Below are 12,516 nucleotides of genomic sequence, written 5' to 3'. Positions count from 1 at the left end.
GGCGATCGGCGCGCCTCAAGCCCTCCGTTCCTGAGTTGCGGACACGGCGTGTTCTCGCAACTCAGGAAGAGGTGCGGGATGCGGGGGACGGCGCCGCGAAAGCGGCCGAATCTCCTGAGTTGCGGAAACCACGCGGATGCGGAGGGTCGCCGCGGCGCGCGGCGTCCGCGTGCGCACGCTGCCGCGGCCGCCGGGGTCAGCCGGTGAAGAGGGCCTCGAGGGGGCCGCGGGCGAAGTAGAGGACGAAGCCGACCGCCACGATCCACAGCAGCGGGTGGATGGTCTTGGCCTTGCCGCTCAGCGCGTTCACGATCACCCAGCTCACGAAGCCCGCGCCGATGCCGTTCGCGATCGAGTAGGTCATCGGCATCACGGTCGCCGTGAGGAACACCGGCAGCAGCACGCGGAAGTCGCTGAAGTCGATGTGCCGGATCTGCGAGAGCATCATGGCGCCCACGAGCACGAGGGCGGCCGCCGCGACCGCGCCCGGCACGATCGAGGTGATGGGGGTGATGAACATCGCCAGCAGGAACAGCACGCCCGTGACGGTCGTCGCGAAGCCCGTGCGGGCCCCCTCGCCGATGCCCGAGCCCGACTCGATGAACACCGTCGCCGACGAGGACGAGGTGCCGCCGCCGACGATCGCGCCGACGCCCTCCACGACGAGCGCCGACTTGATCCGCGGGAAGTCGCCCTTCGCATCCGCGAGGCCGGCCTCCTTCGCGAGGCCCGTCATGGTGCCCATCGCGTCGAAGAAGTTCGAGAACACGAGCGTGAAGACGAACATCACGAGCGTGACGAAGCCGACCTTGCCGAGGTCGAAGCCGAAGTCGAGTGCGCCGATGAGGCTCAGGTCGGGCAGGCTCACGATGCCGTGCGCGAAGCCGAAGTCGAGGCCGAACGGCCAGATGAGGTTGAGCAGCGCGGCGAGCAGGGTGCCGGCGACGAGGGCGATGAGGATCGCGCCCTTCACCTTGAGTGCGATGAGCACGCCGCCGAGCAGCAGCGTCACGACGAACACGAGCGTCGCGAGGGTCGCGACCGAGCCGCCCTGGCCGAGGTCGACGGGCGGCGAGTCGGCGCCCGTCGCCGTCACGAAGCCCGCGTTGACGAAGCCGATGAAGGCGATGAACAACCCGATGCCGACCGTGATGGCGAGCTTCAGCTCGACCGGCACGGCGTCGAAGATGAGCTTCCGGAGGCCGGTCGCGGCGAGCAGCACGATGATCGCGCCGTTGATGACGACGAGCGCCATCGCCTCCCGCCAGCTCACCTGCCCGACGACCGTGAAGGCGAGGAAGGCGTTGATGCCGAGGCCCGCGGCGAAGGCGAACGGCAGGCGCGTGATGACGCCGAACAGGATCGTCATGACGCCCGCCGTGAGCGCCGTGCTCGCGGCGACCGCCGCCTGCGGGAGCGTGTTCCCGTCGACGTCGGGCGTCGACAGGATGATCGGGTTCAGGATCACGATGTAGGCCATCGTCACGAAGGTGACGACGCCTCCCCGGATCTCGGTTCCGAGGGTCGAACCGCGTTCGCTGATCTGGAAGAAGCGATCGATCGCGGAGGAGGGACGGGCGGGCGCGGTGGTGTTCACGGATGCTCCGGGGTGGTTCGGTGGTGCGGAGCGACGCTGCTCCGGGCCCGAGTCTAGCCACGCGCGCGGACGCTCATCCCGTCTGATCGCGTGTTGCGTGTCGGCGGGTGCGGGCATAGTCTGTAGGGCTGCTCGGGCATCCTTCCGGGCGGTCGAGCTCGCACAACGAGGAGGCATCATGACGTACACCGGCACACCGCGCCCGCTCACGGCCGCGATCCCGGCGGTCGCCTTCTCCGCGCGGCGCCGTTAGCGGCCCAGCCCGCCCGCCTCTTCGACGGATCCGGAATCCGTCGCCACCTCTCCACGTTCCACCTCTCGTGCGCGCCGTCGCGTGCGCCCAGCTCCGGATGATCCATGCCTGAACAGACCACCTCCGTCGCCGCCGGACGCGGCACCGTGCGCACCCTCGCGCGCATCCTGCCGTTCGTGCGCCCCTTCCTCGGCCGCACGATCGTCAGCCTCTTCGTCTACATCGCGCTCGTGCTCGTCTCGCTCAGCGTGCCCGTCGTGCTGCAGTGGATCATCGACGGTCCGCTCGCGGCGGGCGACCCCGCGCAGGTCTGGCCCGCCGCGGTCGTCGTGCTCGCGCTCGGCGTCGCCGAGGGCCTGCTCATCATGCTGCGCCGCTGGCTCGTGCTCACCCCGTCGACGCACATCGAGGCGAGCATGCGCAACGCCCTCTACGCGAAGCTGCAGGATCTGCCGGTCGCCTTCCACGACCGCTGGCAGTCCGGTCAGCTGCTGTCGCGCTCGATGGGCGACCTCGGGCTCATCCGCCGCTGGCTCGCCTTCGGCGTGATCCTGCTCGTCGGCAACGTCGTCATCATCGTCGTCGGATTCGGCATCCTGTTCACCTGGTCGTGGCAGCTCGCGCTCGTGTTCATCGTCGCGTCGATCCCCATGTGGGTGGTCGGGTTCCGCTTCGAGCACCGCTACTCGGTGGTGTCGCGTCGCGCCCAGGACCAGCAGGGCGACCTCGCGACGACCGTCGAGGAGTCGGTGCACGGCATCCGGGTGCTGAAGGCCTTCGGGCGCGGCACGCACAGCCTCGAGAACTTCCTGCACCAGGCGGAGGAGCTGCGCGGCACCGAGCTCGAGAAGGCGCGTTCGATCGCGGGCCTGTGGCTGTGGCTGCTGCTCATCCCGGATGTGGCGTTCGCGCTCTCGCTGCTCGGCGGCGTCGTGCTCGCAGCGGGCGGGCAGCTGACCGTGGGAGGTCTCATCGCCTTCTTCGCGGCGGCCGCCGTGCTGCGCTGGCCGATCGAGTCGATCGGCTGGCTGCTGTCGATGACCTTCGAGACGCGCACCGCCGTGGAGCGCATCTTCGAGGTGCTCGACGAGCCCGACCTGATCCGCGACCCCGAACATCCGCAGACGATCGCCGAGCCCCGCGGGCGCCTCGTGTTCGACCGCGTGCACTTCCGCTACCAGGACTCGCCCGACTCGGTGCCCGACCTGCTCGACGACATCGTGCTCGAGGTCGAGCCGGGCGAGACGATGGCGCTCGTCGGCCTCACCGGTTCGGGCAAGACCACCCTCACGGCCCTCACGACGCGGCTCTACGACGTGACGGGCGGCGCCGTGCGGCTCGACGGCGTCGACATCCGCGAGCTGACCCGCGAGGAGCTGCGCGCCCGGATCGCGATGGCGTTCGAGGAGGCGACGCTCTTCTCGGCCTCGGTGCGCGAGAACGTGCTGCTCGGGCGCCCCGAACTCGACCCGGGCTCGCCCGAGGGCGAGGCGGTGCTCGACGAGGCGCTCGAGATCGCGCAGGCGGACTTCGTGGCGGCGCTGCCGCACGGCGCCGACACCACGATCGGCGAGGAGGGGCTCAGCCTCTCCGGCGGCCAGCGGCAGCGCATCGCGCTCGCCCGCGCGGTCGCGGCGCGCCCCTCGGTGCTCGTGCTCGACGACCCCCTGTCGGCGCTCGACGTCGACACGGAGGCCCGCGTGGAGGCGGGGCTGCGTCGCGTGCTCGCCTCGACGACGGCCCTCATCGTGGCGCACCGGCCCTCGACCGTGCAGCTCGCCGACCGGGTGGCGCTGCTCGAGCACGGGCGCATCACGGATGTCGGGCGCCACTCCGAACTGCTGGCCCGCAACGAGCACTACCGCTACGTGATCTCCTCGCTCGAGGAGGGCCGCGATACCGAGACGGCGGATGAGGGGGTGACGGCGTGAGCGCGCTCGAAGGCGTCGAGGGAGAAGACCGCCAGGACTACACGCGCGAGGAGAGCCGCGCCATCCGGCAGCGCTCGTCGCGGCTGCTCGGCTCACTGCTGCGTCCGCTGCGGGGCCGGGTCGTCGTCGCCATGGTCATCGTCGCCGTGTCGACGGGTCTGCAGACCGCGGGCCCCGCGCTCATCGCGTTCGGCATCGACGCGGGGCTGCCCGCGATCATGCAGCACCGGGATGCCATGCCGCTCGCACTCGTCGTGCTCGCCTACCTCACCGCGGCGATCGTCGGTGCGGTGCTCATGTGGCACTACACCCTGCTGTCGGCGCGCATCAGCCAGGCGTTCCTCTACGACCTGCGCGGGCGCATCTACCGGCACGCCCAGCTGCTGAGTCTCGAGTTCCACGAGAGCTACACCTCGGGCCGCATCATCGCGCGGCAGACGAACGACCTCGACTCGATCCGCGAGCTGCTCGACTCCGGCATCCAGGGCCTCATCCGCGGGGTGCTCTACATGGCGTTCATCGCGATCGCGCTCGTGCTGCTCGACCCGATCAGCGCGCTCGTCATCGCCTGCTCGCTGCCGATCCTCGCCGTGCTGACGCGCTGGTTCCAGGTCACCTCGCAGCGCGCGTTCCGTGCGACGCGGGTGCACTCGGCGCGCCTCATCGTGAAGTTCGTCGAGACGATGACCGGCATCCGCGCGGTCAAGGCGTTCCGTGCCGAGGGGCGCAACGAGCGCGAGTTCGGCGTGCACGTCGAGAACTACCGCGAGGCCAACGCGAAGGCGATCGGGGTGTTCGGCGTGTTCGACCCGAGCCTCGTGGTGGTGGGCAACGTCGTGGTCGCCGCCGTGCTGCTCGTGGGCGGCCTGCGGGTGGCGGACGGCCAGCTCGCGGTGGGTGTGCTGCTCGCGGCGCTCATGTACGCGCGGCGCTTCTTCGACCCCATGGAGGAGATGGCGCAGTTCTACAACTCGTACCAGTCGGCCTCCGCGGCGCTCGAGAAGATCTCGGGCGTGCTCGACGAGACCCCCTCGGTGCCCGACCCCGCGCGGCCCGTCGACCTGTGGCACGCCTCGGGCGCGATCGACTTCGACGGGGTGCGGTTCGCCTACCGCGACGACCGCGTCGTGCTGCCCGCGTTCGAGCTGCACATCCCCGCGGGGCAGACGGTCGCGCTCGTCGGATCGACGGGCGCCGGCAAGTCGACGCTCGCGAAGCTCGTGGCACGCTTCTACGACCCCACCGAGGGCACCGTGAGCCTCGACGGCGTCGATCTGCGCGAACTGCACCCGAAGGACCTGCGCCGGGCGATCGTGATGGTCACCCAGGAGGCGTACCTGTTCTCGGGCACCGTCGCCGACAACATCGCACTCGGCAAGCCCGGCGCCTCGCTCGACGAGATCCGGGCGGCCGCGCACGCGGTCGGCGCCGACGCCTTCATCGAGGCGCTGCCCGATGGTTACGACACGGATGTGAACAAGCGCGGCGGGCGCGTCTCGGCCGGCCAGCGGCAGCTGCTGTCGTTCGCGCGCGCGTTCCTCGCCGACCCGGCGGTGCTCATCCTCGACGAGGCGACGGCCTCCCTCGACATCCCGAGCGAGCGACTCGTGCAGGAGGGTCTCACGACCCTGCTCGCCGACCGCACCGCGATCGTCATCGCGCACCGGCTGTCGACCGTCGAGATCGCCGACCGCGTGCTCGTCATGGAGCACGGCGCGATCGTCGAGGACGGCACGCCCGAGGAGCTGATCGGCGGCAGCGGGCGCTTCGCCCGGCTGCACAAGGCGTGGAGGGATTCGCTCGTGTGAGCCCGGGGGACGCCCCGGGGCCTCAGCCGATCGTGTTGAGGATGATCGCCACCACGATGGCGACCGCGACGACACCGCCCGCCGCGACGCCGAGCATCGTGTAGAGCTTCTTGCGGTCGATCGACTCGCGGAAGCCGAGACCCTCGGCCTCGCGGCGCACGAGGCGACGGACGGGCTCCGCGCTCACCCGCAGGTCGACCTCGTCGCGCATGCGCTGCTTGGGCGCCCCGCCGCCGTGCGCCACGAAGTGCGGGGCGTCGTCGCCGGCCCACTCGACGAAGCGGGGGATCTCCACGATCGTGAACTTGGAGTCGATCTCGTCGGTGAGGATCTGGAAGCTGGAGGTCTCGGACAGCCGGGTCTCCTTGAGCACGCCCCACCACTGCTTGTTGGCGAGGTCGAGGTCGATGTCGAACCCCTTGGCGGTGCGTGCGAAGACGAAGGCCGTGCCGCGCATGTGCCTCTGCATCGTCGCCATGAGGTCATCGGTACGGGTCATGGGATGAGAGGCTACCGGGCCGGGGCCTCCCCGCGAACGCGCCCATTCGGGGGATGGGACGGCCGGTCGCCTCAGGGCGCGTCGTCCGGCTCGTGGCGTGCCGCGCGCAGGTCGACGCGGTACGAGCCGCGGTCGCGCGACCACACGAGCGGGGTGCCCTCGGCGCGGTAGTGCTCGAGGGCGCGGTCCTCGTGGCCGGGCGCGGGGTGGCCGGATGCGCGCACGACGCGCCACCAGGGCACCTCGCCGCCGTAGTAGGCCATCACCTGCCCCACGCCGCGCGCGGCGCGGGAGCCGATCGCCGCGGCGACGTCGCCGTAGCTCATCGCGCGGCCCTCGGGGATCTGCGCGACCACGTCGAGCACCGCGCCCACGAAGTCCTCGGGCGGGAGCGGCATCCAGGCCCCGCTCAGAGGGCGAGGGCGCCGAGGTTCTCGCCGTACGGCGTCTCGCCGACGACCTCGAAGCCGACCGCCTTGAAGAACTCCTCGGGGCCGGCCTCGCCGGAGGCCCACACGACCGTGAGACGGTCGAAGCCGCGACGGCGCGCCTCGTCGGCGAGCGCCTGCACCGCGAAGCGTCCGACGCCCGCGCCCTGCGCATCCGCCTCGACGTGCACGCGCCAGAGCGCGGCCTTGAGGAAGTCCTCGGTCGCGTCGGCGTCGAAGGCGCCCATCACGTAGCCGACGAGGTGGTCGCCGTCCATCACGACGCGGGGCCACGAGCCCGCGGGGTCGAGGTCCTGCTCGACGTGCACGTACGTCTCGGGGGCGATGAACGCAGCCTGCCCGGGCTTGAGGGCGAGGTTGCGAGCCGCGACGATGGTCTGGGCCGTCAGTTCTTCCAGTCTCAGCTCCGCCATTCGGACAGGCTAACCCGCGACGCCGCCGAGCGCACAGATATCTCGATATCGAGATATCTCGGATGCGCGGTAGGCTGGTCGGCGGCGTACGACGCGAAAGGACAGCACGTGGTCGAGAAGATCAAGGTCGAGGGGACGGTCGTCGAACTCGACGGCGACGAGATGACCCGCATCATCTGGCAGTTCATCAAGGACCGCCTCATCCACCCCTACCTCGACGTGAACCTCGAGTACTACGACCTCGGCATCGAGAACCGGGACGCGACCGACGACCAGGTCACGATCGACGCGGCGCACGCCATCCAGAAGCACGGTGTGGGCGTCAAGTGCGCCACCATCACGCCCGACGAGGCGCGCGTGGCCGAGTTCGGTCTCAAGAAGATGTGGAAGAGCCCGAACGGCACGATCCGCAACATCCTCGGCGGCGTCATCTTCCGCGAGCCGATCGTCATCTCCAACATCCCGCGCCTCGTGCCCGGGTGGAACAAGCCCATCATCATCGGCCGCCACGCCTTCGGCGACCAGTACCGCGCCACCGACTTCGTGTTCGACGGCCCGGGCACGCTGACCCTCTCGTTCCAGCCCGCCGACGGCGGCGAGGCGCAGAGCTTCGAGGTGTTCCAGGCCCCGGACGGCGGCGTCGCGATGGCGATGTACAACCAGGACCCGTCGATCCGCGACTTCGCCCGGGCGAGCTTCAACTACGGCCTCTCGCGCGGCTACCCGGTGTACCTCTCGACGAAGAACACCATCCTGAAGGCCTACGACGGCCGCTTCAAGGACCTCTTCCAGGAGGTCTTCGACGCCGAGTACAAGGAGCGGTTCGAGGCCGCCGGCATCACCTACGAGCACCGCCTCATCGACGACATGGTCGCCTCCGCGCTCAAGTGGGAGGGCGGCTACGTCTGGGCGTGCAAGAACTACGACGGCGACGTGCAGTCCGACACGGTGGCCCAGGGCTACGGCTCGCTCGGCCTCATGACCTCGGTGCTCACCACGCCCGACGGCAAGGTCGTCGAGGCGGAGGCCGCGCACGGCACCGTGACGCGCCACTACCGCCAGCACCAGGCGGGCAAGCCCACCTCGACCAACCCGATCGCCTCCATCTTCGCGTGGACCCGCGGCCTCATGCACCGCGGCAAGCTCGACGGCAACCAGGCGCTCATCGACTTCGCCGAGACGCTCGAGGACGTCGTCATCAAGACGGTCGAGTCGGGCAAGATGACGAAGGACCTCGCGATCCTCGTCGGCCCCGAGCAGGAGTGGCAGACCACCGAGGACTTCCTCGCCTCCCTCGACGAGAACCTCGCGGCGCGTCTGGCGTAGCAGTCCTCGAAAGTACGTACTTTTGGGCGCCCGAGTCCAGGAATCGCCCAAAAGTACGTACTTTCGCGGAGAAGGCCGGGCCCTTGGGCCCGGCCTTCCGGCGTGCACGGCGCGTAGCGTGAAGGGGTGCGCACCCCCATCACCGTGACCGTCACGGGCGCCGCCGGTCAGATCGGCTACGCCCTCCTCTTCCGCATCGCCGCGGGCGACATGCTCGGCGGCTCCCCGGTGCGGCTGCGGCTGCTCGAGATCCCGCAGGCGGTCGCCGCCGCCGAGGGCACGGCGATGGAGCTCGCGGACGCGGCCTTCCCGCTGCTGGACTCCGTCGACGTCTTCGACGACGCGGATGCCGCCTTCGAGGGGGCGAACGTCGCCCTGCTGGTGGGCGCCCGGCCGCGCACCGCAGGGATGGAGCGCGGTGATCTGCTGGCTGCGAACGCGGGCATCTTCGGCCCGCAGGGGCGCGCGATCGGCGACCACGCCGCCGACGACATCCGGGTGCTCGCGGTCGGCAACCCGGCCAACACGAACGCCCTCATCGCGCAGGCACACGCGCCGGACGTGCCCGCCGAACGCTTCACCGCGATGACGCGTCTCGACCACAACCGCGGGCTCGCGCAGCTCGCGGCGAAGCTCGGCGTGGGGGTGGGTCGGCTCACGCGGATGACCGTCTGGGGCAATCACTCCTCCACTCAGGTGCCCGACCCCTCGCACCTGCTGCTCGACGGGGAGCCCGTCGGCTTCGCGCCCGAGTGGGTGGCCGACGAGTTCGTGCCGACGGTCGCGAACCGCGGGGCCGCGATCATCGCGGCGCGCGGGGCGTCGTCGGCGGCGAGCGCCGCATCCGCCGCGATCGACCACGTGCGCGACTGGGTGCTCGGCACCCGGGAGGGCGACTGGGTGTCGGTCGCGCTGCCGAGCACGGGACTCTACGGGGTGCCCGCGGGCCTCGTGAGCTCGTTCCCCGCGACGAGCGCGGGCGGCGAGTGGCAGGTGGTCGAGGGGCTCGAGCTCTCGGATGCCGTGCGCGCGGGCATCGCGGCCTCCGCGGCGGAGCTCGTCGCCGAACGCGACGCGGTGCGCGCCCTCGGCCTGCTGCCGTAGCGGATGGCGCGGTTTCGGCCGGATGGCACCCGCGAAACCGCGCCATCGGGCCGAAACCGCGCCACTCAGTGGAAGGTCTCGCCGCGCTCGAGCATCCCGAGGAAGCGGTGGGCGTTGCGCTCGCGGGTGGCCGCCTGCTTGCCCTGGGCGATGCGGAAGATGAAGGCCCAGCGGTTCTGCGCGCTGAGGCCCGCGAAGAAGGCGGATGCGGTGGGGCTCGCATCCAGCAGCACCTGCAGTTCGGGCGGCACCGGGGCGTCCTTCTGGCGGTAGGCGGCGTCCCACCGCCCGTCGGCCTTCGCGCGGTCGATCTCCGCGAGACCGGCGGGTCGCATCCGCCCCTCCTCGATGAGCCGGGCCACATGCTCGCGGTTGATCTGCGACCACGGGCTGCGGGCGCGGCGCGGCGTGTAGGCCTGCAGGCTGTAGTCGTCGTCGAACGCCCCGGCCTGGCCGTCGATCCAGCCGAAGCACAGCGCGACGTCGAGCGCCTCCTGCCGGGTGATGCCGGGCACTTCGGCCTTGGCCTTCAGGATCTTCACCCGCACTCCGTCGGCCGGCGGCTCGCCCGCGAGGAACGCCTCCCACTCCCGCCAGTCGGTGAAGGGCAGGATCGGCTTCTCGGCGAACGACGACATGCCGCCACGATACGACCCACCCCCGTCGGCGAGCAGGTGTCAAACGCTGCAGCGCTCGCCCTCCGGCTGCGGGAAATGGTGGCGCGCGAGGGTTGGCGCTGCAGCGCTTGACCTATTGCGGGAGGTCAGTAGCCGAGGAAGACGTCGGTGCGGATGCGGCGGGTGCCCGCCGCGCGGAGGGTGCGGCGCAGGCGGGCGACGTCGGTGGGGGCTCCGGAGAGGTAGACGGTGCGCTCGGCGGCGTCCGGGATGGTGCGGTGCACGAGCTCGGCGTCGAGCGCGCCCGCGCCGAGCCACGTCCAGTGCGCGGGCAGCTCGCCCGGGTCGTCGGGGGAGAGCACGGCCACCCGGCAGCCGGTCGCCGCGAGCTCCTCGCGGTAGGCGAGGTCGGCGGATGCGCGCACCGCGTAGAGCAGCTCGGCGTCCGCGGCGCGCCCCGCGGCCGCGAGCGTGCGCAGCTGCGAGACGAAGGGGGTCACACCGATGCCGGCCGCGACGAAGGCGAGCTTCGCCCCCGGGTCGCGCGGCAGCGTGAAGTCGCCCCACACGCCCGTCGCCCGCAGCCGGGCGCCCGGCTCGAGCGAACGGAGCGCGCGCTTGAACGACGACGGCTGCTCGCGGATGCGCACGCCCACCGTCACCTCGTCGTCCCCGGCCGCCTGGGTGAGCGAGAACACCCGGCGGATGCCGCCCGCATCCGGTCGGCGGTGGGGGAGCGTCAGCTCGAGGTACTGCCCCGGCGCGAACCGCAGCGGGGCGGCCGGCCGGAAGCGGAACTCCCACGCGGTGGGGGTGAGCTGCCGCTTCTCGACGAGTTCGAGCTTCACGCCGCGCCGCTGCGCGAAGAAGAAGGCGAGCACGCCGCCGATCACGAGCGCGAGCTCGGGGGTGTTGCGCACGGGTCCGATCGCGAGGGGCGCGCTCGTGAGCACGCCCACGACGACCGCGTAGAGCATCCGCTGCCAGCGCCGCGGCGGCAGGGTGAGCGGCTCGCTCACCATGAAGCCGGCGGCGAAGACGACCGGCGAGGAGACCAGCGTGAACGACAGCGCGCTGCCCGCATCCGCCCCGAACGCGAGGTAGCGCACGAACAGCAGGCCACCCGCGACGGCGAGGTAGACGAGCCCCATGCCGAGGTGCCGGGTGCGCCACAGGATGAGCAGCGCCCCGAGCGCGACCGCGGGCAGCATCGGCCCGGTCGCGACCCACCACGACGAGAGCGTGAGCCCCGTTACCCCGACGAGCACGGCGGCGATCGCGGCGGGGTTCACGAGGTGCCGCCCGCGCCACGCGATGAGGTACTTCGAGGCCGCCGCGATCGCCGCGGCGAGCGCGAGCACGAGCAGCCCGTCCGGCTCGAGGCTCGGTTCGAGCACGAAGAACAGCAGCATCGCGGTGATGAAACCGGATGCCAGCAGCGGCGTCGTGCGGAACACGAGCCCGAGCACCTGGTTGGCGATCCACGACGCCGCGAGCAGCACGGTCGCGCTCGCGAGCAGGGTCAGCGGGTCGAAGGGGATCGCCCCGACGGCGCCGAGCACGACGGCGAGCACGGCGAGCACCACGAGGATGCCGAGCACGAGCAGGTACATCGTGACGCGGCCGAGCAGCCGGTCGATCCGTGCGACGAGTGCGGTCATGCGAACACCTCTCCGGGGAAGCCGGGGCTGGCCTCGAGCGAGCCGTCGGACAGCATCCTGACCCATTCCACGCCGCGGCGCTCGAGCCAGCCGCGGTCGACGTCGAAGAACAGCGCCGTGGCGGCGCCGTCGGCGACGAGGTCGTCGGCGGCGACGGCCCAGGTGGCGACGACGTCGCGCGCGGGCAGTCCCGTCACGGCGTCGAGCACGTGGTGGCGCCCGTCGGCGTGCCGTCGACGGTTGCCGGCGCTCGCGGAGAGGGCGCCGCCGACGAGTTCGGCGACGCCGACCGCCCGGGTGGCGTCCGCGGGATGCTCGAGCGCGATCCGCATGGGCACGTCGCGGATGCGGAGGTCGCCCGAGCCGTCGACGACCGAGCGCGCGATGCCCGCCTCGGCGAGCAGTCCGCTCACGAGGTCGACGAGGTAGCCCTTGCCCGCCGCGCCGACGTCGAGCAGCACGGGGGAGGCGGTGTCGAGGTGCTCGCCGTCCCAGGCGAGTGCGTCCTCGAAGCGGGGCACGGCATCCGGCACGCCGCCGAGCCGCGGGCCGAAGCCGGCCGCCGCGAGCGCGCCGCCGACGAGCGGCGACACCCGGCCGCGGGTGGCGGCGTACAGTTCGCGGTAGAGCCCGAGCAGCGGCGCCGCGTCGGCGGGCAGGCGGTGGCGTCCGGGGTGGCGCGCGATGCGGGCGACGAGCGAGTCGTCGCGGTAGCGCGACCAGTCGCGGTCGAAGCGCTCGACGCGGGCGGCGACGAGCTCGCGCACCTCGTCCGGCAGCGGTTCCTCGGTGTCGATCCGCCACGGGGTGCCGAGCGCGTCGAACCTCCAGGCGTTCGGGAGCGGATCGGCGATCACG

At 71.6% G+C, this 12,516-nt stretch carries 11 protein-coding genes; 4 read left to right on the top strand and 7 right to left on the bottom strand.

What is annotated here, in order from left to right; all coding sequences use genetic code 11:
* Nucleotides 1-196: 196 nt before the first annotated feature.
* Nucleotides 197-1,714, bottom strand: a complete 1,518-nt coding sequence (locus tag D7I47_RS03885) for an NCS2 family permease (RefSeq protein WP_120761829.1) — start codon at nucleotides 1,712-1,714, stop codon at nucleotides 197-199.
* Between the two features lie 240 nt (nucleotides 1,715-1,954).
* Between D7I47_RS03885 and D7I47_RS03880 the strand changes: the two genes are divergently transcribed.
* Nucleotides 1,955-3,781, top strand: coding sequence for an ABC transporter ATP-binding protein (locus D7I47_RS03880; protein WP_120761828.1), 1,827 nt, complete (start codon nucleotides 1,955-1,957; stop codon nucleotides 3,779-3,781).
* Entirely contained in the window at nucleotides 3,778-5,589 is a 1,812-nt protein-coding gene (locus D7I47_RS03875) for an ABC transporter ATP-binding protein (protein WP_120761827.1), read from the top strand. The genes D7I47_RS03880 and D7I47_RS03875 overlap by 4 nt, the downstream gene beginning before the upstream one ends.
* A 22-nt stretch (nucleotides 5,590-5,611) precedes the next feature.
* On the opposite strand, the gene D7I47_RS03870 is transcribed toward D7I47_RS03875, so the two are convergent.
* The 3 genes from D7I47_RS03870 to D7I47_RS03860 all read right to left on the bottom strand — a co-directional run bounded on the left by D7I47_RS03870 (nucleotide 5,612) and on the right by D7I47_RS03860 (nucleotide 6,950).
* Nucleotides 5,612-6,088 carry a hypothetical protein gene (locus D7I47_RS03870; protein ID WP_120761826.1) on the bottom strand — a complete coding sequence of 159 codons (477 nt, stop codon included), beginning with the start codon at nucleotides 6,086-6,088 and terminating at the stop codon, nucleotides 5,612-5,614.
* 71 nt (nucleotides 6,089-6,159) lie between these two features.
* Nucleotides 6,160-6,486: an MGMT family protein gene (locus D7I47_RS03865; RefSeq protein ID WP_120761825.1), complete on the bottom strand. Its 327-nt coding sequence runs from the start codon at nucleotides 6,484-6,486 to the stop codon at nucleotides 6,160-6,162.
* An 11-nt stretch (nucleotides 6,487-6,497) separates the two neighbouring features.
* A complete protein-coding gene (locus tag D7I47_RS03860; RefSeq protein WP_120761824.1) occupies nucleotides 6,498-6,950 on the bottom strand; it encodes a GNAT family N-acetyltransferase in 453 nt (150 codons plus the stop codon).
* A 108-nt stretch (nucleotides 6,951-7,058) separates the two neighbouring features.
* On the opposite strand from D7I47_RS03860, the gene D7I47_RS03855 reads away from it, so the two are divergent.
* Both D7I47_RS03855 and D7I47_RS03850 read left to right on the top strand, forming a co-directional pair.
* A complete protein-coding gene (locus tag D7I47_RS03855) occupies nucleotides 7,059-8,276 on the top strand; it encodes an NADP-dependent isocitrate dehydrogenase (protein WP_120761823.1) in 1,218 nt (405 codons plus the stop codon).
* A gap of 126 nt (nucleotides 8,277-8,402) precedes the next feature.
* Entirely contained in the window at nucleotides 8,403-9,380 is a 978-nt protein-coding gene (locus tag D7I47_RS03850) for a malate dehydrogenase (protein WP_120761822.1), read from the top strand.
* Between the two features lie 65 nt (nucleotides 9,381-9,445).
* Here D7I47_RS03850 and D7I47_RS03845 read toward each other — a convergent pair whose 3' ends face one another.
* The 3 genes from D7I47_RS03845 to D7I47_RS03835 all read right to left on the bottom strand — a co-directional run bounded on the left by D7I47_RS03845 (nucleotide 9,446) and on the right by D7I47_RS03835 (nucleotide 12,515).
* Nucleotides 9,446-10,018 (bottom strand): YdeI/OmpD-associated family protein, encoded by a 573-nt coding sequence (locus D7I47_RS03845; protein ID WP_120761821.1) that lies wholly within the window; start codon nucleotides 10,016-10,018, stop codon nucleotides 9,446-9,448.
* A 125-nt stretch (nucleotides 10,019-10,143) separates the two neighbouring features.
* Nucleotides 10,144-11,658, bottom strand: a complete 1,515-nt coding sequence (locus D7I47_RS15170; protein WP_157981623.1) for a ferredoxin--NADP reductase — start codon at nucleotides 11,656-11,658, stop codon at nucleotides 10,144-10,146.
* Nucleotides 11,655-12,515, bottom strand: a complete 861-nt coding sequence (locus D7I47_RS03835) for an FAD:protein FMN transferase (RefSeq protein ID WP_120761819.1) — start codon at nucleotides 12,513-12,515, stop codon at nucleotides 11,655-11,657. The genes D7I47_RS15170 and D7I47_RS03835 overlap by 4 nt, the downstream gene beginning before the upstream one ends.
* Nucleotide 12,516 lies beyond the last annotated feature (1 nt).

The sequence above is a fragment of the Protaetiibacter intestinalis genome (assembly GCF_003627075.1).
Lineage (GTDB): Bacteria > Actinomycetota > Actinomycetes > Actinomycetales > Microbacteriaceae > Homoserinibacter > Homoserinibacter intestinalis.
Note: the sequence above shows the minus strand (reverse complement) of the source record. Positions and strands in the feature narration are given on the sequence as shown.

Bases quoted from the DNA above. Each gene is read 5' to 3' on its own strand.
- D7I47_RS03885 (WP_120761829.1), bottom strand. From the start codon at position 1,714: ATGCCCGCACCCGCCGACACGCAACACGCGATCAGACGGGATGAGCGT.
- D7I47_RS03880 (WP_120761828.1), top strand. From the start codon at position 1,955: ATGCCTGAACAGACCACCTCCGTCGCCGCCGGACGCGGCACCGTGCGC.
- D7I47_RS03870 (WP_120761826.1), bottom strand. From the start codon at position 6,088: ATGACCCGTACCGATGACCTCATGGCGACGATGCAGAGGCACATGCGC.
- D7I47_RS03865 (WP_120761825.1), bottom strand. From the start codon at position 6,486: ATGCCGCTCCCGCCCGAGGACTTCGTGGGCGCGGTGCTCGACGTGGTC.
- D7I47_RS03860 (WP_120761824.1), bottom strand. From the start codon at position 6,950: ATGGCGGAGCTGAGACTGGAAGAACTGACGGCCCAGACCATCGTCGCG.
- D7I47_RS03845 (WP_120761821.1), bottom strand. From the start codon at position 10,018: ATGTCGTCGTTCGCCGAGAAGCCGATCCTGCCCTTCACCGACTGGCGG.
- D7I47_RS15170 (WP_157981623.1), bottom strand. From the start codon at position 11,658: ATGACCGCACTCGTCGCACGGATCGACCGGCTGCTCGGCCGCGTCACG.